Genomic DNA, 25,734 nt, shown 5'->3' with positions numbered 1-25,734 from the left:
ACGAGACATGACCTTACACGAAGACAAACCGATCCTGCTCTTGGTCGACGATGAAGCGACCAACCTGCAAGTGCTGCGCCAGATCCTGCAGGACGATTACCGCCTGCTGTACGCCAAGGATGGCGACAAGGCGCTGGAACTGGCGCAGAACAATCCTGTCGAGCTGATCCTGCTCGACATCATGATGCCCGCCATGACGGGCTATGAAGTGTGCCGCCAGCTGAAAGCCATGCCGGCCACTGCCGCCATTCCCGTCATTTTCGTGACCGCCCTGTGCGACGTGAAGGACGAGGCGGACGGCTTTGACGCGGGCGCCGTCGACTACATCACCAAGCCGGTCAGCCCGCCCATCGTGCGCGCCCGCGTGCGCACGCACCTGTCGCTGGTCGATGCCGAGGAATTGCGCCGCTCGCGCCTGCAGGTGATCCAGACCCTGGGCCAGGCGGCCGAATACAAGGACAACGAGACGGGCATGCACGTCATCCGCATGAGCTATTACGCGCGCCAGCTGGCGCTGGCGGCCGGCTACAGCGCGGCCCAGGCGGAAGATTTATTGAACGCGGCGCCCATGCACGACGTGGGCAAGATCGGCATTCCCGACGCCATCCTGCAAAAGCCGGGCAAGCTCGATGCGGACGAGTGGCAGGTCATGCGCAGCCACGCGGAGATCGGCGCGGCCATCATCGGCGAGCACGCGGGCGGCCTGCTGAAAATGGCGCGCACCATCGCCCTGACGCACCATGAAAAATGGGACGGCAGCGGCTATCCGCAAGGCCTCAAGGGCGAGGACATCCCGCATGAGGGCCGCATCGTCGCCATCGCCGACGTCTTCGACGCCCTCACCAGCGAACGCCCGTACAAGCGCGCCTGGACGGTCGACGAAGCCATCGCCGCCATGCGGCGCGACAGCGGCACCCACTTCGATCCGGACTTGCTGGCCCTGTTCATCGAGCAGCTGCCGGCCATGCTGGAAATCAAGGACAAGTGGCGCGAGCCGGCGTAGCGAGCATCTGCTCAGGGCGGGTCCACGCGCAGGCGATCCGCCAGCAACCGTGCATACGCAGGGCTGTCGCCGAATGCCAGCTGTGAGCACGCCATGGCCTTGCCCAAGGTTGCCATGTGGCGTGATGACATGGCATAGGCAAGTTTGCCGGGTTGTCGGCGCGATGGATACATGAAGCCGTGAATCGCGCCTGCCTCCTGCGCAATGATCTGGTCCAGCTGCCAGCCCAGCCATTGGCACCAGGCGTGGTCGGGACTGTGCAATTGGTCATAGATACCCAGCCGGCTGGCGGCCAGCCCGGTCAGATCGAGCAATGGCAGCGGGGCGCTGAATGACAGGGTTGCAATCAGCGCTTGTTGCGCGTTGTGATCAATGTAAAAGGTGCCCGGGCGCGTGACGTCGTTACGGCAAAGCTGGGCTTCCCAGGCCGCCGTGTAGCCATCGTCCGCAAGATACACCCAGTGATAGGGGAAGCCGCTCGGACCAGCCAACTCGGCGGGTGGACCGAAGCGATATGTGCGCTGGACGGTCAACGGCCAGATCGATGCCGTGTTCCACGCCGCGCGCACCAGGAGCTGGCCCGATGGAATGGTGACGATATTGCTTAATAATTGCGTGCGCAGCGATTCGAGCGCCGGCAGGCGCGCGGTCATTTCTGACGGGATGGGCGTCTCTTTCAGTTGTAGCGTCATGCGGGGCTAGCCTGCGATGTCGGCCATGTCCCTATGCTGCCACTTCGCCGCCGCCAGCACCTTGCGCAATCTCTCGCTGGCGGGCAAATCCAGCAGCGCCTGCTGACTGGGGTGGATGTCGGCCCGCGTTTCGAATGATTTTCCTGCGAGCATCTCTGCCGGCGAAAGTTCGTTGAGTTCGTCTGCGCTGCTGATCCAGAAGGCATGGATGTCACTACCGGGCTGGCCCGCGAGGACGGCCAGCACGGGCGCGATCAGTTCCGGCACGGGCTGGACAAATTGCCAGGCCGGAAACGCCTTGCCGATACTGCGCCCCTTGGGCGTCACGCAATAGAACCGCCGGCTTTCCACGGCGCGATACAGCGACGCCTGCGACAGTTCCACCCATCCTTGCCCAATGACATCGGATACCTTGAGTTTTGACACGGGAAGCTGGCGTGGCATGCCCGGCGGCGATGCGCCCAGGGAGGCGCGTGCCTCGTCGAGGGCGCGCGTGACCAGGCCGATCACACGCTGGCGCTCGGGACCTTGCGCCAACAGGTCGAGTTGTGCGCTCACCAATTGCGAGAATTGTTCCACTACCCGCAGGTCGTTGTCGGTCCATTCCCGGTGCTCGGGCGCCAGGGTGTCGTGATGCGGATGCGCTGTCATGTTCGCTCCTCGGATATATGCGCCAGGCGTGCTGCACACAAGATTATCATGTTTCGCAACTTTATCAAGCGAAAAGCGCATGTTTCCTGCATCGGATAGCGAGATATAGGCGGCCGATCAGGGCAAGCTGTCCGGCAGCCGCAAGATCCGCCGTATCTCCAGGATCGCCTGCGGACTTTCCTGCACGCTGTGCCAGGACGGGATGACTTTTTCCGACACGGCGCCGTCGAGGTGGGCGCTGGCGTAGGGCACCACGCCGTCGCTCGATTCGGCCAGCGGCAGGTCCGGCGTGTCGTTGCCCATGATGGAGTGGTAGCGCACTTTCGGGCTGATGGGCAGGTCGGCCACCAGGCGCACGAACGGGTCCTTGTCGCTGAGGTTATCGATGCTGTTGGGGATGCGCAGCGGTTCGCTGCCGCCCGTGTCGAGCTGCGCCAGGCTGCCGGCCGCGTCCGACAGCTGGTCGAGCATGGTGATGGGCAAGGTGACGAGGTTGGCGATCCAGCGCGCCACCTTGTGGTTGGCGAACGAGGTGCCGCGGTGCGGCGCGGCAATGAAGATGGCGCGGTTCACTTGCGGCATGGCCGTGAAGTTCAGGTAGGGCGCCAGGCCGGCGCGCACTTTTTCCGCCTTCCTGCCCTTCAAATGGTATTCTTCCGTGATGGCGTCGAGCAGCGTGTTGCTGGCGTCGGACACCATCAGGCGCGCCAGCACGCCGCCCATGCTGTGGCCGATCAAGACCATGTCGTTTGCCGCGTCGGCCTTGCCCGCCGGGTCGAACTGCGCCAGGGTGGCGGCCAGCGCCTTGCGGATGGCGGCGTTATTCGCGGCCAGCGGCGCGTTGCTGGGGTAGTACACCTGCCAGATCTGGTAGCGCCGGCGCAGCTGCTCGTCGCCCATCAGTTCATTCGCCACGTTGATCCACGCTTCCGGGCTGCTGGCCAGGCCGTGCAGCATGACGATGGTGCGCTTGGCCGGATCATACGGCTGCATCAGGTGCACCTGCGGGCGCGAGATGCCGTCGGCGCGGCCGAACAGGGTGCGCAGCGCCTGCACGCCGAAGCCGGAGCGGGCCAGCCACAAGCCATAGCCGGCCGTGAAGTTGGCCGCCACGGGCAGTTCCTGCCCGGCCATGCGGATGCTGGCGCTGCGGTAGGGATCGACCAGCATGACCATCAGCTGCTGGGTGGCCAGCACTGCCTGCAGGCTGTCGCCGTCGAAGCGGATCAGCGCCGTGACGACGGGGAAGCGGGTTTCCTGGAACGCCATCTCATTGGCCTGCGCGGCCTTGGGCATGACGGCCACCAGGTCGGCGCCGAAACCGTCGCGCCGGTACACATTGCGCAGGCCGGAAAACGACAGCGAGGTGGCGGGCAGCAGTTCCTCGGGCAGGGTGCCGTCCTCGGGCAGGCGCAGCGCCGACAGTTCGCTGTCGATCTGCCAGCCGGCCACGTGGATGACATGGCCATCGGGGCGGTATTCGCCGCGGTGGCGGAACAGGTTGCCGACGGCTTTCTGCACGGCGTAGTTGTAGTAGTCGCGGATTTGCGTCTGGCGTTCCTCGAAGGCGCGCTGTCCCGGCGTGCGGGTGGTGTAGAACAGGTAGGCGTAGGCGTAGCGGGCCGATTCGAGCCAGGCGGCCAGCAGTTCGGCGCTGGGGTGGCCGCCCTGTTTTTCCTCGGCCAGCGCGCTTTCCAGCCACAGCTCCGAGAGGGTGGCCAGGCGCTGCTCGTCGCTGAGCAGCTCGGAGCGGGCCAGGTCGGCGCGGCAGCTGCCCGCATTGGCCTCGCAGGCGGCGATGTCGCCGCCGATGATGCGCAGCACCTCGCTGGCCGCGGCACTCAATTTCCCCGTGGTGAGGATGTCGCCGCGCCGCTGCTGCAGGTATTCTGCCGGTGAGATGGCGCTGACGGTGACGGCGGCGCAGCCGCTCAGCAGCGCCGCCGCGCACACGAGGGCGCCCAGGCGCAGGCGCCGCATCAGCATGGCCGGCATGTCAGAATGAGTAGACCAGGGTCAGCGACGTTTGCGTATCCGTGTTCTTTTTGTCATCGGGCACGCGCGTGTCGTTGCGGGCGCTGAAGGCGGCCTTCATCTGCATGGTGCCGTTGATCTTGGTGCTGAGGGCCGTTTCGGCGATCGAGTGGGTATTCGACGTGCCCCGTTCCACGCTGACCGTTTGCGTAAACATGGCCGACTGGCTGATTTTCCATTTCATGGCGGCCGCGCCGCGCACCGTCAGGCCGTGTTCCGATTCGCCCGTGTCGTTGGTGCCGCTGAAGTAGCCCGGACCGACTTCCACGTCGACGCTCTTGTCGCTCGACTGGTACCAGCGCGAGCCATGACCGACGGCCAGGGTCGAGTACTTGGTGTAGGCGCCGAACTTGTCGTTCACGTGCGACGCCAGCACGAACAGTTTTTCATTGTCGGACATCAGCTTGTAGGCGGCCTTGGCGGAGGCGGAAAAGCGCTCGGCCGAGCGTTCGCGGATCTTCGTGCCATCATCGTTCGTCGTTTCATCTTCCTTGAAGTAGCCGCTGAAGATGTATTGGTTGCTCCAGTCATCGAGCTCCTGGCGCGCGTCGATCTTGCCCGTGACGGAAGTGCCGACCGTATTGCCCGAGGTGGTGATGGCGCCCAGTTCGGCGGAGGTGCTCCAGCTGCCGATGGGGATTTCATCGAACAACAGGCTTTGCTTGGTGTCTTTGGCGGCGGCGCCGCCGCAGGTGATGGCCAGGGCCAGCGCCAGTGCGAGAGAGTGGGTCGATTTCATGGCTGTATTTGTGTGTGGCGCGCGCCAGGCGCGCCTGCTGTTCGTTAGTGGCAGTGATGGCTATGCGGGCCGCGGCAAGCCGGGCGGCGCCTGAAACAGGCGCGCGCGGGCGCGGTCTTACATTGTCGAGGCTGTATTGTACCCGACCCTGTCATCGCCCGCCGCACGCTGCGGCGCGCCCGGATGCCGCCATATTCATGGCCCGAGCCTGCGCCAGGGCTGGCAAGCAGCGCGCGCCTGGCGTATGCTGCGCCTAATTGCCCCCGATTTTTACAAGGAACCACCGTGCGCTGCCTGGTCATCGAAGACGAAGCCGAAACTTCCCGCTATATCTGTGCCGGCCTGCGCGAGGCGGGCCACGACGTGACCGCTTGCGACAATGGCATCGACGGCATGCGCCTGGCCTGCGGCGAGGACTGGGATGCGCTGGTGCTGGACCGCTTGCTGCCCGGCGAGATCGACGGCCTGGCCATCGTCGCGCGCCTGCGCGGCATGGGCCGCAACACGCCCGTGCTGGTGCTGTCGGCGTTGTCCAGCGTCGATGAGCGCGTGCGCGGCCTGCGCAGCGGCGGCGACGATTATCTGTCGAAGCCGTTCGCCATCGCCGAACTGCTGGCGCGCATCGAGGCGCTGCTGCGCCGCGCCGCGCCCGTGCCGGAATCGACGCAGCTGCAGGTGGCCGACCTGGTGCTCGACATGCGCACCATGCGCGTGACGCGCGCCAACCGGCAGATCGCGCTGCAGCCGCGCGAATTTCGCCTGCTGGAATACCTGATGCGCCACCAGGGGCAGTCCGTCACGCGCGCCATGCTGCTCGAAGCCGTGTGGGACTACCATTTCGACCCGCAGACGAATGTCATCGACGTGCAGGTCAGCCGCTTGCGCACCAAGGTGGACAAGGAATTTTCGCCGCCGCTGATCCACACCGTGCGCGGCGTCGGCTACACCCTGGGCGTGCTCGACAGTGCGTAAGCTGCACCGCTCGATCGCGGCGCGCCTGGCGCTTGGCTATGGCGTGCTGGTGGTCGTCTCGATCAGCATCGTCTGCGCCGTCTTCTATTTCGGCACCATCGGCGTGCTGGACCGCAGCGTGGACCGCAAATTGACGTTGCTCTCGGAGCGGCTGGCCGCCCTGTACCGCCCGGACGATGCCAGCGGCACGATGGCCGAAATCGCCCATTTGCTGACGGACCGCACCGACAGCGACACGGAAATTTTCCTGCTGACGGACGCCAGGGGCCGGCGCGTGGCCGGCAATTTGTCGTCCTGGCCCGATGCGGACAGCCCCGTGGGCCTGCTGCTGCACCGCGACGTCACGCGCGAAGGGCGGCGCGTGCCCGCGCGCCTGCTGATCCGCGACCTCGATGGCGGCGCGCGCCTGTACGTCGGGCGCGACATGGAAGAGGGCAAGTCGATCCGCGCCCTGGTGCTGCGTTCGCTGGCGTATGGCGGCGGCGTGGCCATCCTGCTGGTGGTGGCGGGCGCCTGGCTGTTCCGCCGCCAGCTGGAGGCGCGCATCGGCCAGATCCGCCGCACGGCGGGCGAAATCGAGGCCGGCGACTTGAGCCGGCGCATTCCCGTGACCAGCGAAGATGAATTCGGCCTGCTGAGCCGCGACATCAACCGCATGCTCGACCGCATCGAACACTTGATGGAAGGCGTGCGCCACGTGTCGAACGCCATCGCCCACGACCTGCGCACGCCGCTGGGGCGCATCCGCAACAAGCTTGATGGCGCCTTGCGCCAGCAGCAGGACGTGGCCGGCCATGAGAGCGCGGCGCAGGCGGCCATCGACGATATCGACGACCTGACCCGCGTATTCGACAAGCTGCTGCAGATCGCGGCGGCCGAATCGGGCATGCGTCCCGAGAACTTCAGCGGCATCGACCTGCAGCAGATCGGCGCCGACATCGTGGAAATGTACGAAGCGACGGCCGACGAGCAGGGCGTGCTGCTGGTGCAGATGTACGGCGACGGCGTGCCCGCGCGCGGCGACCGCAACCTGCTGGGCAGCGCGCTGGCCAGCCTGGTCGACAACGCCATCAAATATGCGGGGCGGGGCGCCACGGTGGAGGTGTCGGCCGGCAGCGATGCGCATGGCAGCTGGCTGGCCGTGCGCGACAATGGCCCCGGCGTGCCGGTGGAGGAGCTGCCGAAACTGACGCAGCGCTTCTACCGCCTCGACAAGAGCCGCCATTTGCCCGGCAATGGCCTGGGCCTGTCCATCGTCGCGGCCATCGCCGCCCTGCATGGCGGCAGCCTGGAAATCGAGGATGCGGCGCCGGGCTTGCGGCTGCGGCTGCGGCTGCTGCACTAAGTTGCCGGTGCCGGTGGCTTGCCGGCACATTACCAACTTGTAACCCCCGTCATTTTCACCTCCCCCTATCATCCGCTCTACCCGGCGTAGAGCGGCTGCCCGCGTGCAGCCGCCTGTTCCGGGCTGCCCGCGGCTTGCCGCGGATTGCCTGTTTCACTCCGTCGCAGAACCGTTCGCATGCACACTCTTACCGCCAGCGGGGAACCGTCCGCGCCGCCGCAGCCAGCAACGCGCCAGCATGGCCATCGCCTCAAGGCCGCCCTGGGGGCCCTGGTGTTTCCCCTGCAGCGCGCGCGCTGGCAAGCCTTCATCGCCGCTACGCCGGGCCTGGCCGCGCTGGCGCAAGCCCATCCCAGCCTGCTGTATAAAATCTACCGGCCCTACGCGAATCGCCAGCTGGCCTGCGCGGCGAGGGTGGACCTGCTGTGCGGGCATTACCGTTTCCTGTGGCAGGCGGGGGCCCGTCCGCTGGTGGAATACGCGGCGCGCCGCGCGCTGGTGCTGGCCAGTATCGAGGGCAAGGATGGCGCCACCTACCGCGTGCAGCTGACGGCCATCCACGAAAGCCACCGCGAGGGCGAGCTGTGCCTGCGCCTGACGCGCGACGGCGTCTCGCTGTACCTGGCCAGTTTCCTGTTCCGTCCCCAGCCCGGCGGCGGCGCCATCGCGCTGGGCGCGCTGCAGGGCTTGCGTTCGGCGGCCGGTGCGCAGGCCGTGCGCGACGCCACGCGGGCGCTGCATGGCTGCCGGCCGAAAAACCTGATGGTGGCGGCCTTGCGCGACTTCGGCGATTTTTTTGGCTGCGACCATCTGAGCCTGGTCAGCAATGCCAACCGCATCGCGCTGAACTGGCGCCGGCGCCGCCACATCTCGTGCGATTACGACCAGGCGTGGCAGGAACTGCATGCGCTGCCCGCCAGCGACGGCAATTACCGCCTGCCGTGCGGCCCGTGCAAGATGCCGGACCTGGCGCTGCTGCCGTCCAGGAAGCGCGCCGATGCGCGCCGCCGCGGCGCCATGCTGGTGCAGCTGGCGGCGGACCTGCGGCGCCAGCTGGGCGTCTTGCTGAACCAGCCGGCCGTCGCGCCGGGCGGCCATTTGGCGCCGCTGTGCGCCGGCGTTTCTTGACCTGCGCGGCTTTTTTGCCAGGCGGCCCGGCGCAACCGGCGCGATGGGCGTATACTTACCGGCGTTCTCAACCTGAAGCCAGTTACCATGCCAGCACAATTCCCCACTTCGCGCATGCGCCGCCTGCGCGCGACCCCGCAGCTGCGCGAGCTGTTCCGCGAAACCGAGATCAACCCGCGCGACCTGGTCCTGCCCATCTTCGTCGACGAGGGCGCCAGCGATTTCATCGACATCACCTCCATGCCCGGCGTGCGCCGCATTCCCGAAGCGAAGCTGGCGCAGGAAGTGGAGCGCTATGCGCGCGCGGGTCTGCGTTCGGTCATGACCTTCGGCATTTCGCACCACAAGGATGGCCATGGCAGCGATACGCTGAATCCGGACGGCCTGGTGGCGCGCATGTCGCGCATCATCAAGGACGCCGTGCCGGAAATGGTGGTCATGTCCGACACCTGCTTCTGCGAATACACGGACCACGGCCATTGCGGCATCCTGCATGGCGACACGGTCGACAATGACAGCACGGTGCTGAACCTGGGCAAGCAGGCCGTCATCGCCGCCCAGGCGGGCGCCGACATCATCGCGCCGTCGGCGGCCATGGATGGCCAGGTGGCGGCGATCCGCAGCGCGCTCGATGCGGCCGGTTTCCACGACACGCCCGTGATGGCATATTCGACCAAGTTCGCTTCCGGCCTGTATGGCCCGTTCCGCGACGCGGCCGGCAGCACCCTCAAAGGCGACCGCAAGACCTACCAGATGGACCCGATGAACCGCCGCGAAGCGATCCGCGAGTCCCTCATCGACGAAGCCGAAGGCGCCGACGCGCTGATGGTCAAGCCGGCCGGGGCGTATCTGGACATCATCCGCGACCTGCGCGAAGTGACGCGTTTGCCGATCGGCGCCTACCAGGTCAGCGGCGAATACGCGATGATCAAGTTCGCCGCGCAGGCGGGCGCCATCGACGAGCGCCGCGTGGTGCAGGAAACCCTGGGCGCCATCAAGCGCGCGGGCGCGGACATGATCTTTACGTATTTTGCGATGGATGTGCTGAATAATCCGTATTGAGCATTTCCGGCGTTTTTCTCACCCCAAAGGCAAAGTCTGGGGTCGGACCCTCAGGGTCCGACCCCGGTATTCATGCTGTTGGGTATTCTTAGCTTTCCCCCATGCCCCTGAAAATCTCCCGCATCCTGCACGCCGGCTATGTCTTCGAATGCGAAGGCACGGCCATCGCCTTCGACCCCATCGTCGAGAATCCGTTCAGCCGCAACTGCCACGCCTTTCCCTCCGTGCGCTTCGACCTCGACGCCGTGCGCCGGCTGCGCTGGGATGCCGTCTTCATCTCGCACTTCCACGACGACCACTGTTCGCTCGACAGCCTCGATGTGCTCGACCGCGCCACCCCCATCTATCTGTACTGCGTCTTCGACGAACTGTTCGCCATGCTGCGCGCGCTGGGTTTTTCGCGGGTGGAAAAGCTGCAGGTGGACGTGCCCGTGCGCGTGGGCGCCATCGAAGTGATCCCGCGCCGGGCGCTCGATGACGATGTCGATTCGCTGTTCCAGGTGCGCGCGGCGGGCATGAATGTGCTCAATGTCGTCGATTCCTGGATCGGCCCGGAGACATTGGCGCAGCTGGCCGCGTTCGCGCCGTGGGACATGGTCTTGTGGCCATTCCAGACCATGCGCGAGATCGCCGTCATCGCGCCGTCGCTGGCGGCGCGAGGCCCGGTCGAACTTCCCGACGACTGGGTGCCGCAGCTGCGCGCGCTGGCGCCCCGTTACCTCGTGCCCAGCTCGTGCCAGTTCGTGCAGGAAGACTGGTCGTGGTACAACCATGCGATGTTCCCCATCAGCTACCGCCGCTTTGCAGAGGAAATCGGCACCGCGCTGCCCGAGACGCACATTTTCCGGCTCGACCCGTCCATGGCCGTGCGGCTCGACGCGCACGCAGCGAGCAGCGCCGACCCCTTGCCCTGGGTGCTGCCCATGGGGCCGCAGGACGTGGATTTCGACTACCGCCCCGAGGCGCTTGCGCCCGCCACGGCGGAGATCGCGCGCCGCTTCGCGCCCCTGGGCGCAGCGGAAGCAGCGCTGGTGCTGGACTTCTGCCGCCACGGCCTGCTCGAACGCTACCGCGACATGGAACTGCCCGAGGACAGCTACTTCCAGCAGCCGCGCCTGTGGCGCCTGGCCCTGTACGGCCATGACGGCGCCGCCACGGTCCTGCATTACCGCACGCATGGCGACTTGATCGACCTCGTGCCGGAGACGGGCGAAGCGCCGGGCTGGACCACCGAAGTGCCGCTGGTGAAATGCCATGCGGCGCTGGTGCTGGGCGAATCGCTGACGTCGATGTACATGCGCATCAACGATGGCCCGTTCGACGCCGCCACGCGGGCCGAACTGGCGCAGGCCGACATCGTCGACGACCCGCTGATCCGCTGCCTGTTCAACGACGCCATCGGCGCCTACCAGGCGGCGCAGCTCAAGCGCTTGCTGGCCCGCTGAAGAAAGTCGCGCGACAGAGTAAGATAGCTGCTTCTGAATGAACGGGAAAGACACCATGGCACACGACAACGACACCGCGATCCTGGCCGGCGGCTGCTTCTGGGGCGTACAAGACTTGCTGCGCCGCTATCCGGGCGTGCTGGCCACGCGCGTGGGCTACAGCGGCGGCGACGTGGCCAACGCCACCTACCGCAACCACGGCACGCATGCGGAAGCGATCGAGATCATCTTCGACCCAAAGCTCATCAGCTACCGCAAGATCCTGGAATTCTTCTTCCAGATCCATGATCCCAGCACGGAAAACCGCCAGGGCAATGACCGCGGCACCAGCTACCGTTCGGCCATCTTTTACACGAGCGACGAGCAGCGGCGCGTGGCCGAAGACACGATCCGCGACGTCGACGCCTCGGGCCTGTGGCCCGGCAAGGTGGTGACGGAAGTGGCGCCGGCCGGCCCGTTCTGGGAAGCGGAACCGGAACACCAGGATTATCTGCAGCGCTTGCCGCACGGCTACACCTGCCACTACATCCGGCCGGACTGGGTCTTGCCGCAGCGCGGACAATAAGCGCGCGGCGACGGGGGAGGCGCTCATGCGCTACTGGCGGGTGGAACGGCGGCAGGCCGATGGACAGCTGGATCTGGGGCGCGCCCTCGACCTGGTGTCGGCCATCGGCCACGCGGATGTCAACACGATGGCGGGCGCCATCCTGAAAACCGCCAGCACGGCCGCCTCCATCGCCCAGTGCACGATCTTTGCGTATGAATTTGGCAACCGCCCGCGCACGGTGGCCGTGGCCGACCGGCGCGGCGGACGCTTTTTGCAGGATATCGCCGACAGCTACGCGCGCCATTACTATGCGCTCGACGGCAACCAGAGCATCATCGCGCCGGCGCCAGGCGTGAAAAGCGATCCCGCCATGGTGCTGCACCAGCAGGCCAGCGACGAGATCCGCCATCCCGGCTACCGCGCCGCGTGCTACCAGAAACCGAACGTGTCGGACCGCTTGTCCCTGCTGGTGCAGCCGGCCAGCGATATCTGGCTTTCCGTCAATTTCTACCGCGACAGCGGCGAGGGCCAGTTCCAGCCCGGCGAAATCGCCGCCATCGAAACCCTGTCGCCGCTGTTCGCGTATGCGGCCAGGCACCACTACAGCCTGAACGGCCAGCCCGCGCAAGGCGTCTCGCCCATGATGCTGGCCCGCTTGCGCCAGCATGGCCCGCAATTGAGCAAGCGCGAACTCGACGTGCTGCGCGGCGTGCTCGAAGGCTTGACGGCCGCGGAGATCGCCGAGACCATGGGCGTGCAGCCATCGAGCGTGATCACGTATCAAAAGCGCGCGTATAAACGCCTGGGCATTTCCAGCCAGCGGCAATTGTTTGCGCTATGTCTAGGGCCGCATGCCGCATGAATGCTAGCGCACGCCGCATGCCGGGCACAGCATAAAATTGCCAGAATTCAAGGCAATAATGTGAGCATATTGCTATGAAAATGCGGACTATGCTGTCTGCAGAGTGTTGATGCGCTGAAGCATGAGGGCCATCAGCAAGGCTGACAGCCAGTGCCTGTCGCACCCCCGCGATCTCTGTTTTCATGGCTCAGGAAACTTTCCCCGAAGGAGTGCATTGTGTCCTCAACTGAATTGAATGCGGTAGAACACGTCTATCTGATCGCCGGCAACCTCGGCTTGCCTGGCGCACCCATCCTGAATCTGGCCCTGTTCTACAATCCCGACGACGGCACCGTGAGCGGCGAAGCGCTGATCACGCAATCGATCGCCCCACCGCATGGCCGCGTGGTGATCCGCCCCGTCAGCGGCCCCGTGCACGGCCTGGGCATTGGCGGCGCCACGCGCGTCTTCAGCCTGAGCGGCGAATACGTCGTCTCCGTGCCGCCGCCGGCCATCGGCAGCTACCTGGCCAAATTCGACGCCACCTTTGTCACCGACAACAACTGGAGTGGCCATGGTTCCTTCAGCTATGACCAGCAGAAAATCGATAACGTGCCGATCAAGAAGCGCGGCTAAGCTGGCCCGCTGACGGCGGCCTGCCTGGACGGCGGCGCTCTTGCCGGGGGCGCCGCCGTTTTTGCCTGCGCCGGGCAGTGCCGCCCGCCAGGTCGTCCGGCCGGCGCTTGTCCCCAAAATGGGGACAGCCGCCGGCGTCGTCGTCTGCATACTGTGTGTCACGCCGGAGTAGCCGGCCGCTCTCACCCAAGAACAATAAACAGGGGAGGGCGACACCTTATGGAGACCAGCATGACCATCGCCCAGGGGGCAACCCCCGCCATCGGCGCCGCCCCGGCGCCCGTCCTCGACGCGGCCAGCGTACAACTGGAACAGCAGGTGATGCGCAAGGTATCGCGCCATCTGCTGGGATTCCTGTTCCTGCTATTCGTGTTTTCCTTTCTTGACCGCATCAACATCGGCTTCGCCGGCCTGACCATGATGCAGGATCTGGGCTTGTCGGGCACCCAGTTCGGCTTTGCCACCACGCTGTTCTACATCGCCTACATCGCCTGCAGCATTCCCAGCAACATCGTGCTGGCGCGCATCGGCGCCCGTAAATGGATAGGCTCCATGATGATCGCCTGGGGCCTGGCCTCGACGGCGACCCTGTTCGCCAGCGGCCCGGCCAGCCTGTATGCGCTGCGCTTTTTGGTCGGCGTGGCGGAGGCGGGCTTCCTGCCCGGCATGCTGCTCTACCTCACCTACTGGTTTCCCAGCGCCTACCGGGCGCGCGCCAATGCCCTGTTCATGATCGCCATGCCCGTGACGGCCGCCATCGGCTCGGCCCTGTCGGGCCTGATCCTGGGCCTCGATGGCCACTGGGGCTTGAAGGGCTGGCAATGGCTGTTCCTGCTCGAAGGCATGCCGTCCGTGCTGCTGGGCCTGGCAGTGTATGGCTACCTCGACGATGCGCCCCACAAGGTGAACTGGCTGGGCAAGCTGGAACAGCAGGTGCTGGCGCGCATGCTGGCGGCCGAGCACAAGCCGGATGCGCCCCCGCAAAAAGTCCCGGTGCTGGCGGAAATGTGTTCGCCCACCGTGCTGAAATTCGGCATCGCCTATTTCTGCCTGGTCAACACCCTGGCGATGGTGGCCGTGTGGACGCCGCTGATCGTGAAAAGTTTTAATAGCAACGCCAGCAACACGCAGATCGGCTTGCTGGCGGCCATCCCGCAAGTGTGCACCGTGATCGGCATGATCGCCTGGGGCCGCCGCTCGGACCGCCTGCAGGAGCGCCGCTGGCACATCGTCTGGCCCATGCTGCTGTCGGCCGCCGGCTGGCTGTTCACCGCGTATGCCGGCAATCCCGTGGTGCAGCTGCTGGGCGTGTGCATGGCCTCGACGGGCGCGTATACGGCCATGTCCGTCTTCTGGACCACGCCGGACCGTGCCCTGAGCCTGGGCGCGCGCGCCATCGGCATCGCCGTCATCAATGCCACGGGCAATATCGGCTCGGCCCTGAACCCCGTCGTCGTGGGCTGGCTGAAGGACTTGACGCACAGCTTTGCCACCGGCCTGCTGTACGCCAGCGTGCTGCTGGTGGCGGGCGCGGCCATCGTGCTGACCCTGCCCATCGCCCGCGGCGGCAAAAAACCAAGTTGAAAGGAAGCATCATGAGCGACACGTTCCACCCTTATCCCCATGTGCCGACAGTGTATCCGCCCGGCAAACCCGCCGCTGGAGGCACCCAGCATGTGCCCGTATTGATCGTCGGCGGCGGCCCCGTGGGACTGGCCACGGCCCTGGGCCTGGCCCGCCACGGCGTGCGCTCGGTGCTGATCGAGGCGGACGACGGCGTCTGCACGGGCAGCCGCGCCATCTGCATCTCGCGGCGCAGCCTGGAAATCATCGAACGCCTGGGCGCGCTTGACGGTTTCCTGGCCAAGGGCTTGCCGTGGGCGGGCGGGCGCAGCTTTTACCGCGACGAGGAAGTGCTGCACTTTACGATGCCGCAAGACGCGCACCAGAAACTGCCGCCGATGGTCAACCTGGCGCAATACCATATCGAGCAATTCCTGCTCGATGCGGCCGAACGCCAGCCGGAGCTGATCGATATCCGCTGGCAGACGCGCGTCACGGGCGTGCAGCGGCGCGCCGATGGCGCCACCGTCACCGTGGCCACGCCCGATGAAACCTACCAGATCGAGACGGACTGGCTGGTGGCGGCCGATGGCGGGCGCAGCGTGGTGCGCGAGGCGCTGGGCCTCAAATTGCAGGGCACCAGCTACGAGGGCCGCTATGTCATCGTCGATATCCACCTGAAAAGCGAACGTCCGACGGAGCGGCTCGCGTATTTCGACCCGGCGTCGAATCCCGGCTCGACCGTGCTGGTGCACAAGCAGCCCGACGATATCTGGCGCATCGATTACCAGCTGCGCGACGACGAGGATGCGCAGGCGGCCGTGCTGCTGGAAAACGTGGCGCCCCGCGTGGACAGCCTGCTGGCCATGATGGGCGAGACGGCGCCGTGGCACCCCGTGTGGATCACCATCTACAAGGCCAACGCGCTGACCCTGGAGAAATACCGGCATGGCCCCGTGCTGTTCGCGGGCGACGCCGCCCACCTGGTGCCCATCTTCGGCGTGCGCGGGGCCAATTCCGGCATCGACGACGCGGACAACCTGGCGTGGAAGCTGGCGTATGTCGTCAACGGCCAGGCGGAGCATGGCTTGCTGGACAGCTATTCGGACGAACGCGTGTTCGCCGCCCATGAAAACCTGCGTCACGGCACGAAGAGCACGGAATTCATGGCGCCGCCTACCTTCGCCTTCGAGCTGATGCGCACGGCCGTGCTGGGGCTGGCGGGCAAGCATGCGCACGTGCGCTCGCTGATCAACCCGCGCCAGACCAGCGCCATCGCGTATGCGCAGTCGGCCTTGAGCGCGCCCGACCAGGACGGCTTTGCCGGCGGTCCCGCGCCGGGCACGGTCCTGCCCGAATGTCCGTTGGCGCTGCCGCACGACGGCGGGCAAAAAGCGGGGTATATTAGCGATTTGCTCAAGCGCGACGATGGCCATTTCACGGGGCTGTACTTCAGCGACGATGGCGCGGCGCCGGCCGAACTGCTGGCACTGGGCGATGCCTGGCCCTTGACGACTGTGGCGATCGCCCGCAGCGGGACGCAAGGGGGCGCCTGGGACCATGCGGGGCAGGCATGCTCGCTGTTCGGCGCCCGGCCCGGCACGTTTTACCTGGTGCGCCCGGATGGGCACGTGCTGGGGCGCTGGCGGCAAGTGCAAGCAGGGCAGGTGGCGCGGGCGCTGGCGGCGGCCGGCATCGCCCAATCAAAGTAACAAGGAGACAACATGACCGACATCGAACTGGATAATTTGTACACCGAGCTGTGCCACACCATGGGCGGCCTGGGCGAGCAGCGCTCGTCCCTGTTCCTGGCCCGCTTCGCCCTGCTGGCCATGGGCGCCATCGGCCAGGCGGACGTGGTGCAGGGCTTGCTGCGCGACGCGGCCGACGGCCTGGCGGAGAGCGCATGATAGGCGCCGGCTACCAAAGCGGCTTCGGCAACGAGTTTGCCACGGAAGCCATCGCCGGCGCCTTGCCGCAGGGGCAGAATTCGCCGCAGCGGGCGCCGCTGGGTCTGTACGCGGAACAACTGTCGGGCACGGCCTTCACGGCGCCGCGCGCGCAGAACCGGCGCTCGTGGCTGTACCGCATCCGTCCCGCCAGCCAGCATCCGCCATTCACTTTGCTGCAGAATACCCGCATCGTCAGCGATTTCCACGCCATGCCGCCCACGCCGCCGAACCAGCTGCGCTGGGACCCGCTGCCGCCGCCCGACAGCGCCACGCCGGTGGACTTCATCGACGGCTGGCAAACGATGGCGGGCAATGGCAGCGCCGAAGCGATGAGCGGCTGCGCCATCCACGTGTATGCCGCCAACCGCTCCATGCAGCGCTTTTTCTATTCCGCCGACGGCGAATTGCTGGTCGTGCCACAGCAGGGGCGGCTGGCGATCGCCACGGAACTGGGCCTGATCGAGTTGGAACCGCAGGAAATCGCCGTCATCCCGCGCGGCGTGCGTTTCCGCGTGACCCTGCCGGATGGCCAGGCGCGCGGCTATGTGTGCGAAAATTTCGGCACGGCCTTCCGCCTGCCGGACATGGGACCGATCGGCTCGAACGGCCTGGCGAACTCCCGCGACTTCCTCACGCCGCACGCGGCGTATGAAGATATCGACGGCGAGTGCGAGCTGCTGGCCAAGTTCGGCGGCCACCTGTGGCGCACGACCTTGGACCATTCGCCGCTGGACGTGGTGGCCTGGCATGGCAATTATGCGCCGTACAAATACGATCTGCGCCGCTTCAATGTCATCGGCTCCATCAGCTACGACCATCCGGACCCGTCGATCTTCCTCGTGCTGCAGGCGCCGAGCGAAAACCCGCTGTTCGGCGCCATCGACTTCGCCATCTTCCCGCCGCGCTGGCTGGCCGCCGAGCATACGTTCCGGCCGCCCTGGTTCCACCGCAACGTGGCCAGCGAGTTCATGGGACTGATCCACGGCGTGTACGATGCCAAGGCGGCCGGTTTCGTGCCGGGCGGCGCCAGCCTGCACAACTGCATGTCCGGCCACGGCCCCGATGCGCAGACCTTCGAACGTGCCTCGCACAGCGACACGGCCACGCCCGTGAAAGTGGCGGACACCATGGCCTTCATGTTCGAGACGCGCACCATCCTCAAGCCCACGCCGTTCGCCTTGGACAGCGAGTTGCTGCAACAGGATTATTTCGAGTGCTGGCAAGGCTTGCGCAAGCATTTCGACCCGGACCAGTGATCGTCAGGCGGCCCGCGCCCGCGTCCCCGTATGCGGGTTGGCCGGCCGCGCCAGGCCCAGGTGGCCGCGCAGGGTGCTGGCCGCATACTCGGTGCGGAACAGGCCGCGCCGCTGCAGTTCCGGCACCACCAGCCGGGTAAAGTCCTCGAAGCCTTGCGGCAGCAAGGGTGGCACGATGTTGAAGCCGTCCGCGCCCCGTTCCACGAACCATTGCTCCATCACGTCGGCCACGGTCTTGACGGAGCCGACGGCTTGCAGATGGCCGCGCGCCACGCGAAAGCGCAGCACCAGCTGGCGCAGGGTCAGGTGCTCGCGGCGGGCAAGCTCCAGCTGCTGCCGGAAGCGTCCCTTGCCATTGTCGCCCGCCACGTAGGGCAGGTCGGGCAGGGGGCCGTCGAGCGGATAGCCGGACAAGTCGAAGCCGCCAAATTCCAGATTGCTGAAGTCGACCAGCGCCTGCAGTTCGTCAAATTGATCCTGCGCCTGCTGGTCGCTTTCCGCCACCACCACCGACAGCCCCGGCGTCACCTTCAACTGATCTTCCGCGCGGCCGTATTTGGCCATGCGGCCCTTGACGTCCGCGTAATACGCCTGCGCCACGGGCAGCGAGGTGGCGGAGCAGTACACCATCTCGGCCAGCCGCGCGGCAAATTCGCGGCCCGTCTCGGAATTGCCCGCCTGGACCAGCACGGGGTGGCCCTGCACGGGACGGGGCAGGTCGAGCAAGCCTTGCGAGGCGAAATACTCGCCCTGGAAATCGAGCGCATGGCCCGCCGTCGGCTGGTAGAACTGGCCGCCGGAGCGGTCGGGCCGGTCGAAGGCATCGTCGTCCCAGCTGTCCCACAGGGCCTTGGACAGGGCGACGAATTCATCGGCGCGCGCATAGCGCTGCGCGTGGCTGCGCGGCGCATCGATGCCGAAATTGCGCGCCGTATGCTCGGCGAACGAGGAGACGATATTCCAGCCCGCGCGCCCGCCGCTCAGGTGGTCGAGCGAACTGAATTTGCGCGCCACGTGATACGGGTGCTCGTAATTCGTGTTGACGGTCGCGATCAGGCCGATATGGCGCGTCACGGCGGCGATGGCCGACAGCAGGGTGTAGGGTTCGAAGGGCAGGCCGATGGCGGCGCGGCCCGTCTCCGGCGTGACGTCGCCCGAGCGGCCGATGAAGTCGGCGATAAAAAAACTGTCGAACTTGGCCGCCTCGGCCAGCCGGGCGGCATGCAGCCACCAGGCCAGGTCGGGCCGCCCGCTGGCGCTTGCCGACGGATGGCGCCAGGCGGCAGGGTGGTGGCCGTGGCGTTGCAGGAAGACGTTCAGGACTAGCTGGCGTGCTGGCATGGGCGAAGCTCCGTGGTGGGGTGGCGACAGGGTTTGCCTCAATGTGGATGCAAGCTTCGGGCCAGCAGGGGAGCGGCGGCGCGCATATGCAAAATCCGGATAAGCTAGCGCGGCACCATTCGTTCACGCCTGCAGATGGCGCGCGGTATAGTCGGCCCATGGAACTCTTAGCCCACAATTTCAGCAGCGATTTCGCGCGCAGCGCCCACCTTGCCCGTGGCGCCGGCGCCGACGATGACGGCGCGCTGGTCGCCTTCCGCGATCCGCAGCAAATGAGCTTGCTGGTGCGCGCCACGGCCTTCGTCTTTGCCGACCCCCGTTCGCGCCAGTTGCACGAGCTGATCGAGCGCATCGCCCCCAGCGAGGCGACGGTGCTGATCACGGGCGAGACGGGCACGGGAAAAGAACTGATCGCGCGCCACGTGCACGGCTTGAGCGGGCGCGCCGAGCAGACTTTCGTGGCGATCAACTGCGGCGCGTTTTCCGAAACCCTCGTCGAGAGCGAACTGTTTGGCTATGAAAAAGGGGCTTTCACGGGCGCCCAGCAGGGCAAGCCCGGCTGGTTCGAGACGGCCAGCGGCGGCACCCTGTTCCTCGATGAAATCGGCGACTTGCCGCTGGCGATGCAGGTCAAGCTGCTGCGCGTGCTGCAGGAGCGCGAAGTGGTGCGCCTGGGCGCGCGGCGCGCCATCCCCATCGACGTGCGCCTGATCGCCGCCACCAATGTGGACCTGGCCGAAGCCGTGCGGGCCGGGCGCTTCCGCGAAGACCTGTATTACCGCCTGCAGGTGATCGGCCTGCCGCTGCGCCCCTTGCGCGAGCGTCCGGGCGACATCATGCCGCTGACGCGCCACTTCATGGCCATCTATGCGCAGCGATTGCACCTGGGCGAGGTGGAACTGGGACCTGACGCCCAGCAAGCCTTGCTGGCCTATCCGTGGCCGGGCAATATCCGCGAACTGGAAAACGTCATCCACCGCGCGCTGCTGGTGTGCCGCAGCGGCGAGGTGCGCGCCGATGATTTGAGCCTGTCGGGCTGGCACCGCGCTCCGGCGCCCGCATCCGCCCCTGTGCCCGTGCCGGACGCCTGGGCCGGCGGCGCCGACATCGCCTGCGCGGCCCACGGCGCGGCCGGCCAGGACGACGTGCTGGCCACCGAACGCTTCGCCCGCGCCTGGCAAGCCCTGCTCGACTCGGGCGAGGCCGTGGCGTTCGAAGCCTTGCAGCAGGAACTGGTCTGCGCCGCGTGGGAGCGCAATGAGCGCAACCAGGTGCGCACGGCCAAACACTTGCATATCAGCCGCAACATCCTGCGCACCTTCCTGAAAAAGGCGGGCGCCATCGATTAGGCCCGCAACACGCCAGCCCCTTCGTGCCGGACCCGCAGCGATGCGGCTCCGGCTTTTTTATGGCTGCTGCGCGCGCAGCACCTTGCTGCCGTGGCCGCAGCGGATTGCTGCCAAATCAACAGCGCATGGTGCTGGCGGGGCTGCTGCGCATGGCATGTTTTCTGCGAGGAGGGAAGGGCAGATCGCTGCGCGCGATGCGCCGCGCCCTTTTTTTTGACCCACGACAGGAGTCCATGCATGACCATCGAATTCATCTGGCAATTGCCCACCGGCGGCGACGGCCGTTACGCGGCGCCCGGCATCACGCGCCGGGGCGAACGGGCCGCCGGCGCGCCCAGCCCCCTGCAGGCGGGCGTGAGCGACCCGCGCGGCGCCCACCCGCCGTTCAATTACTTCGACTACCTGCACCAGATCGCCCGCGCGGCCGACCTGTCCGGCTTCGACGGCATCCAGGTGCGCCACGATACGCAGGGCGATGAAAGCTGGATCGTCGCAGGGTATCTGGCGCGCAGCACGCGCCACCTGAAGCTGATCGCCGAATTCGACGCGGCCTGGGGTTCGGCCGTGTACGCGGCGAAGAACGCCGTCAGCTTCCAGCGCTTCACGGGCGGGCGCTTCGCCTGGCAGATAAGCCACGGCGGCGATGCGGCCGCGCGCCGGCGCCAGGGCGATGCGGCGCCGGATGCCGATATTCTGCCCCGCATCGATGAATTCATCACGGTGGCGCGCGGCGTGCAGACCAGCTCTCCGTTCAGCTTCAAGGGCAGATACTTCGAAGTGCAGGATGGCGGCTTCAAGGGCCCGCTGGCAAACCACCCTGTCAACAGCATCTACCTGACGGGGGAGACGCCCGAGGCGCTGGCCCTGTCGGCGCGCCAGGCCGACGTGCACGTCTTCGATGCGGCGCCCGTGGCGGATTTGCAGCATTCCATCGACAGCCTGCAAACGCAGGCGCGCCAGCAGGGCCGCGCCGTGGCGGCGGGCTTGCGCATCGACGTGCTGGCCCGTGAAACGTTCGACGAAGCCTTGCGCGATGCGCGGCGCTACCGCAACGGCGCGGGTCTGCCTGACGATGTGCCCTTCGATGACCGTGCCGCCGCCTTCTGGCCCGGCTTTGCGCAGGCGCAGACGGGCGCCCACGGCGCCCTGGTCGGCAGCCATGCACAGGTGGCCGCCGCGCTGGAAGCCTATGCGCAGGCGGGCGTGGCCAGCTTCGTGCTGGCGGCGATCCCCCATTTCGAGGAAGCCTACCGCATCGGCGAGTACGTGCTGCCGCTGGTGCGGGCAGCGCTGAACCCGCAGCAGCGGGCCGCTTGAATCCAACTTACCAAGGAGTACCCTACATGGCAATCGATTTTTTCTGGCGCATTCCCACGCATGGCGAACCGAGTTCGCACCGCGCCCGCACGCCGTTTCGCGGCGACTGGTTTCCCGGCAATGACAACCTGCGCCAGGCCGGCCTCGGTGGCGGCGGCGCCGACGGTTTTACGTACATCGACTACCTGGCGGAAATCGCCCGCGCGGCCGAATTGTCGGGCTTCCAGGGCGGCCTGATTCCGTCGTTTCCCATGACGGACGAACCGTGGGCCATTTCCGCGCTGCTGGCGCGCGAGACGCGCACCTTCCGCTTCATGATCCCGTTCCAGCCCGGCTTTTTGAACCCCGTGGTGGCCGCGCGCATGACGGCCAGCCTGCAGCGGGCCACGGGCGGCCGCGCCCTGTACAACGTCATCACGGGCGGCGGCGGTCCGGCGCAGCTGTGGTGGGGCGATTCGGCCGGCCACGACGACCGCTACACGCGCACGACGGAATTTCTCGATGTGGTGCGCGGCGTGTGGCGCGGCGGACCGTTTTCCTACCAGGGCAAGTTCTACCAGGTGGAAGACGCGGGCCTGGCCACGCCCCTGTCGGAGCAGGATTTCCCCGAGATTTACTTTTCCGGTTCGTCCGACGCGGCCCTCGGTTCCGCCTCGAAGCACGCCGATTACTACCTGACGTGGCTGGAACCGTTCGAGCAGCTGCGCGAGAAATTCGCCCGCGTGCAGGAAAAGACGGCGCTGCTGGGGCGCAAGATCAAGTGCGCCGTGCGCGTCGATATCGTGGCCCGCGCCACGGAAGAAGAGGCGTGGGACGAGGTGCGCAAGGGTTTTGACGCCGTGGACGCCGCCACCCTGCGCCAGTTCCTCGGCACCGATGGCGGCGACTCCGTGGGCGCGGCGCGCCAGCGCGGCAACCGCCCGACGACCCTGAACAGCTACAAGGACTTGATCACGGCGCCGAACATCTGGTCCGGTTTTAATTTGCTGCGCGGCGGGCAGACGCAGGGCATCGTCGGCAGCTACCAGCAGGTGGCCGAGCGCCTCGACGAACTGGTGCAGCTGGGTGCCGACGCCTTCATCCTGGCCAGCACGCCGCACCTGGAAGAAGCGTACCGGGTGGGCGAGGAAGTGCTGCCGCTGGTGCGCGGCCATACGGCGGCCCTGCTGCGCGCCGCCTGATCCTTTCCCCTGTTGCCGCGACAGCAGCGCCACCGCCTGCTGTCGCGCAGGCAGCACGCGGCGGCGCCGCTGCTGCCAAATCAACAGCGCTATCATCTCGATAGTCTTCCTTTGAAATCAATCACTTAAGTTCAATTTTGCTGCGCTGCGGCAGCGGGCATGCCCCTTGCAATGTAGGTCATCACCATCTCGCGTTTTGACTTTACTCAAGGATAATCACCCATGCGCCGTTCCACCGCCCCCGCCGACTCTTCTCCATTTCCTTTCCACCTGACGCCCGTGCGCCGCGCGCTGCGCTCGGCCTTTGCCATCGGCGGCCTGATGCTCGCGCCCGGCCTGGCCCATGCGGAAACGCCTGCCGCCGATGTCATTGCCACGGCCGACGCGAATGGCTCGGGCGAGGGCGCTTCCCTGCAATCGGTGACGGTGACGGCGCAAAAGCGCGAGGAATCGGCGCAGAAGGTGCCGAGCGCGATTACCGTCCTCGGTGGCAAGGAGCTGCTCGACACGGGCATCGGCCGTTCGGCCAGCGAAATCCTCAACTACGTGCCGAACGCCTCGGCCGGCACGCAGCAGCACGGCCGCCCGCGCTGGTGGATACGCGGCGTGGGCGCGGGCCAGCAGCAGATCGACTTTCCGAATCCCGTCGGCTTTTACCTCGATGACGTCTACCTCAGCAATTCCAGCGCCACGGGCTTTCCCCTGTTCGACCTGGACCGGGTGGAAGTGCTGCGCGGCCCGCAAGGCACCCTGTGGGGCAAGAACACGACGGGCGGCGCCATCAACGTGATTTCGCGCAAACCCTCGTTCAAGTCCAGCGGCTACGCCAAGCTCGATTACGGCAGCTACGACACCACCCTGGCCGAGGGCGCCATAGGCGGCGCGCTGGTCGACGAGGTGCTGGCGGGGCGATTGTCCTTCCACACGGAGCAGCAGGACAAGGGCCGTTTCCACAACCTGTTTACGGGCGAGCGCGATGGAAAACTCAAGGACAGCGCCATCCGCGGCCAGCTCAAGGCCCTGATCGGGCGCGACCTGACGGCCAATTTGAACCTGCATTACCGCGACTACACGACCAAGGGCGCCACCACCACCGTGGCCAGCTACGGCGCGAATGGCGTGTACCGCAACGGCTACATCCCCAGCACCAATCCCGATGATGTGAGCACGAACGCACCGGCCGACAGCGACGTGCAGCAGGGCGGCGCGCAGCTGAACCTGGAGTATGCGCTGGGCGAGCTGACCCTCACTTCCATCACGGGCTATGAAAACTTCCGCAACGAAGCGACGGGCGACAGCGACAACACGCCGCTGGAAGTGGGGCGCAGCCGCTCGAAGGCGAGCAGCCGGCAAGTGTCGCAGGAGCTGCGATTGACGTCGCCGCAAAACGGCACCCTGAGCTGGGTGGCGGGCCTGTTCTACTTCAATGAAAAGATCGATTCCGATTCAGCCGGCGCGCGCCTGCCCAACGGCACGGTGCCGGCGCTGGCGGGCAGCACGCAGCCTGTCGGCTACAACCGCAGCATCTACCAGCACAAGGCGCGCAGCGCGGCCATCTTCGGCAGCACCACCGTCAACTTCAGCGAGCAGTTCCTGTCCACGTTTGGCTTGCGCTGGACCACGGAAACCAAGGACCTGGACTTGCGGCGCGTGCAGGCCGCGTCGAACACGGTGACGTTCGGCGACCCGGCCAACTGGTGGAACACGGTCCAGGGCGGCAATTACACGGCCGCCTCGGTCGCCAACAACAACTTCACGTCGACCCAGTCCACCACGTGGAATGCGCTGACGTATGACGTGACGCCCGAATATCGCTTCAGCCGCACCCTGCGCGGCTACCTGAAATACGCGCATGGCATCAAGTCGGGCGGCTACAACACCAGCGCCACGGACGTGCGGGCGCTCAATACGGTGAAGCCGGAAACCCTGAACTCGTTCGAGGCGGGCCTCAAGTCCGAATGGCTGGACGGGCGCCTGAACTTCAACGCCAACGTTTTTCATTATGATTACAAGGACGTGCAGGTGAATATCACGGGCGTGTACAACGGCGACCCCACGCAGAACGTCAGCTATCTGCAGAACGTGCGCAAGGCCCACGTGAACGGCGCGGAATTCGAGATCGAGGCGCAGCCGACGGACAACCTGCACATCAACGCCAATCTGGGCCTGCTGCGCACGGAGTTCGACGATTTCGCCATCCAGAACAACGGCGGCGACCGCTCCGGCAATGAGTTCGTGCGTTCGCCCCACGTGACGGCCCTGCTGGCGGCCGACTACCGCTACCCGCTGGGCAACGGCGCGCAGCTGGTCTTCAGCGGCGACGTGCGCTACACGTCGAAGCAGTACTACTATGTGGACCCGCAAAGCGCCGCGCGCGACCTGCTGAACCAGGGCGGCTTCGCCCTGGCCAATGCGCGCCTGTCCTATGTGCTCCCGGGCGGCAAGCAGCGCATCACGGCATACGCGAACAACCTGGCCGACAAGGTCTACCGCAACCACACGCTTACCAGTTTCGTGCCCGGCGCCGTCAACGGCGACACGGTCATCATCGGCCAGGGCCGCACGGTGGGCGCGTCGTACACGCTGCAGTTCTGAGCGTGACCGCCTGATGTGAAAGGCCGGCAAACTCGCCGGCCTTTGTATTTTCGCGCAGGTCGGCTCAGGCTGGAGTTGTCGGCTT

General features: G+C 66.4%; 22 protein-coding genes. 17 read left to right on the top strand and 5 right to left on the bottom strand.

Annotated features, from left to right (window positions below):
- The first annotated feature begins 7 nt into the window (after positions 1–7).
- Complete coding sequence (locus BM193_RS11665) at positions 8–1,003, top strand: HD domain-containing phosphohydrolase (RefSeq protein WP_092797883.1); 996 nt, start codon at positions 8–10, stop codon at positions 1,001–1,003.
- A gap of 11 nt (positions 1,004–1,014) precedes the next feature.
- Here the strand turns inward: BM193_RS11665 and BM193_RS11660 are convergent, their stop codons facing one another.
- From BM193_RS11660 to BM193_RS11645, 4 genes are all read right to left on the bottom strand, one after another.
- Positions 1,015–1,695, bottom strand: a complete 681-nt coding sequence (locus tag BM193_RS11660) for an RES family NAD+ phosphorylase (RefSeq protein ID WP_139176123.1) — start codon at positions 1,693–1,695, stop codon at positions 1,015–1,017.
- A 6-nt stretch (positions 1,696–1,701) separates the two neighbouring features.
- Positions 1,702–2,346: a hypothetical protein gene (locus tag BM193_RS11655; RefSeq protein WP_092797881.1), complete on the bottom strand. Its 645-nt coding sequence runs from the start codon at positions 2,344–2,346 to the stop codon at positions 1,702–1,704.
- Between the two features lie 117 nt (positions 2,347–2,463).
- Entirely contained in the window at positions 2,464–4,341 is a 1,878-nt protein-coding gene (locus BM193_RS11650; protein WP_368087083.1) for an esterase/lipase family protein, read from the bottom strand.
- 1 nt (position 4,342) lies between these two features.
- A complete protein-coding gene (locus BM193_RS11645; protein WP_092797880.1) occupies positions 4,343–5,119 on the bottom strand; it encodes a DUF481 domain-containing protein in 777 nt (258 codons plus the stop codon).
- A gap of 285 nt (positions 5,120–5,404) precedes the next feature.
- On the opposite strand from BM193_RS11645, the gene BM193_RS11640 reads away from it, so the two are divergent.
- The 12 genes from BM193_RS11640 to hmgA all read left to right on the top strand — a co-directional run bounded on the left by BM193_RS11640 (position 5,405) and on the right by hmgA (position 17,866).
- Positions 5,405–6,091, top strand: coding sequence for a winged helix-turn-helix domain-containing protein (locus BM193_RS11640; protein ID WP_070218452.1), 687 nt, complete (start codon positions 5,405–5,407; stop codon positions 6,089–6,091).
- Positions 6,084–7,436, top strand: coding sequence for a sensor histidine kinase (locus BM193_RS11635; protein WP_092797879.1), 1,353 nt, complete (start codon positions 6,084–6,086; stop codon positions 7,434–7,436). Before BM193_RS11640 ends, BM193_RS11635 begins: the two co-directional genes overlap by 8 nt.
- Before the next feature lie 177 nt (positions 7,437–7,613).
- A complete protein-coding gene (locus BM193_RS11630) occupies positions 7,614–8,564 on the top strand; it encodes a VirK/YbjX family protein (RefSeq protein WP_092797878.1) in 951 nt (316 codons plus the stop codon).
- Between the two features lie 87 nt (positions 8,565–8,651).
- On the top strand, positions 8,652–9,626 hold the full coding sequence (hemB, locus tag BM193_RS11625) for a porphobilinogen synthase (protein WP_092797877.1): 975 nt from the start codon (positions 8,652–8,654) through the stop codon (positions 9,624–9,626).
- A 101-nt stretch (positions 9,627–9,727) separates the two neighbouring features.
- Positions 9,728–11,071, top strand: coding sequence for an MBL fold metallo-hydrolase (locus BM193_RS11620; protein ID WP_092797876.1), 1,344 nt, complete (start codon positions 9,728–9,730; stop codon positions 11,069–11,071).
- Positions 11,072–11,126: 55 nt separating this feature from the next.
- On the top strand, positions 11,127–11,636 hold the full coding sequence (gene msrA / locus BM193_RS11615) for a peptide-methionine (S)-S-oxide reductase MsrA (RefSeq protein ID WP_092797875.1): 510 nt from the start codon (positions 11,127–11,129) through the stop codon (positions 11,634–11,636).
- Positions 11,637–11,661: 25 nt separating this feature from the next.
- The gene (locus tag BM193_RS11610) at positions 11,662–12,480 is read left to right on the top strand and encodes a helix-turn-helix domain-containing protein (RefSeq protein ID WP_092797874.1); all 819 of its coding nucleotides are present in this window, start codon (positions 11,662–11,664) and stop codon (positions 12,478–12,480) included.
- 216 nt (positions 12,481–12,696) lie between these two features.
- Positions 12,697–13,095, top strand: a complete 399-nt coding sequence (locus BM193_RS11605) for a DUF1842 domain-containing protein (protein WP_092797873.1) — start codon at positions 12,697–12,699, stop codon at positions 13,093–13,095.
- Between the two features lie 231 nt (positions 13,096–13,326).
- A complete protein-coding gene (locus BM193_RS11600) occupies positions 13,327–14,679 on the top strand; it encodes an MFS transporter (protein ID WP_254786070.1) in 1,353 nt (450 codons plus the stop codon).
- 11 nt (positions 14,680–14,690) lie between these two features.
- Positions 14,691–16,370: an FAD-dependent oxidoreductase gene (locus BM193_RS11595; protein WP_092797871.1), complete on the top strand. Its 1,680-nt coding sequence runs from the start codon at positions 14,691–14,693 to the stop codon at positions 16,368–16,370.
- 12 nt (positions 16,371–16,382) lie between these two features.
- Complete coding sequence (locus BM193_RS11590; RefSeq protein WP_092797870.1) at positions 16,383–16,568, top strand: DUF2783 domain-containing protein; 186 nt, start codon at positions 16,383–16,385, stop codon at positions 16,566–16,568.
- Positions 16,565–17,866 (top strand): homogentisate 1,2-dioxygenase, encoded by a 1,302-nt coding sequence (gene hmgA / locus BM193_RS11585; RefSeq protein ID WP_092797869.1) that lies wholly within the window; start codon positions 16,565–16,567, stop codon positions 17,864–17,866. Before BM193_RS11590 ends, hmgA begins: the two co-directional genes overlap by 4 nt.
- 3 nt (positions 17,867–17,869) lie before the next feature.
- Here the strand turns inward: hmgA and BM193_RS11580 are convergent, their stop codons facing one another.
- Complete coding sequence (locus BM193_RS11580; protein WP_092797868.1) at positions 17,870–19,207, bottom strand: LLM class flavin-dependent oxidoreductase; 1,338 nt, start codon at positions 19,205–19,207, stop codon at positions 17,870–17,872.
- A gap of 158 nt (positions 19,208–19,365) precedes the next feature.
- Here BM193_RS11580 and BM193_RS11575 point away from each other — a divergent pair, with 158 nt between their 5' ends.
- The 4 genes from BM193_RS11575 (at position 19,366) to BM193_RS11560 (ending at position 25,649) form a co-directional block, all read left to right on the top strand.
- A complete protein-coding gene (locus BM193_RS11575) occupies positions 19,366–20,556 on the top strand; it encodes a sigma-54 interaction domain-containing protein (protein ID WP_092797867.1) in 1,191 nt (396 codons plus the stop codon).
- 237 nt (positions 20,557–20,793) lie between these two features.
- Complete coding sequence (locus BM193_RS11570) at positions 20,794–21,873, top strand: LLM class flavin-dependent oxidoreductase (protein WP_092797866.1); 1,080 nt, start codon at positions 20,794–20,796, stop codon at positions 21,871–21,873.
- A gap of 26 nt (positions 21,874–21,899) precedes the next feature.
- Positions 21,900–23,054 carry an LLM class flavin-dependent oxidoreductase gene (locus tag BM193_RS11565; protein ID WP_092797865.1) on the top strand — a complete coding sequence of 385 codons (1,155 nt, stop codon included), beginning with the start codon at positions 21,900–21,902 and terminating at the stop codon, positions 23,052–23,054.
- Between the two features lie 222 nt (positions 23,055–23,276).
- Complete coding sequence (locus tag BM193_RS11560) at positions 23,277–25,649, top strand: TonB-dependent receptor (RefSeq protein WP_092797864.1); 2,373 nt, start codon at positions 23,277–23,279, stop codon at positions 25,647–25,649.
- Positions 25,650–25,734: the final 85 nt, after the last annotated feature.

The organism is Janthinobacterium sp. 344 (assembly GCF_900112025.1).
In the GTDB taxonomy this organism is placed as follows: Bacteria; Pseudomonadota; Gammaproteobacteria; order Burkholderiales; family Burkholderiaceae_D; genus Janthinobacterium.
The sequence above is the reverse complement of the archived record's forward strand: the minus strand, read 5'-3'. Positions and strand labels throughout refer to the sequence as shown.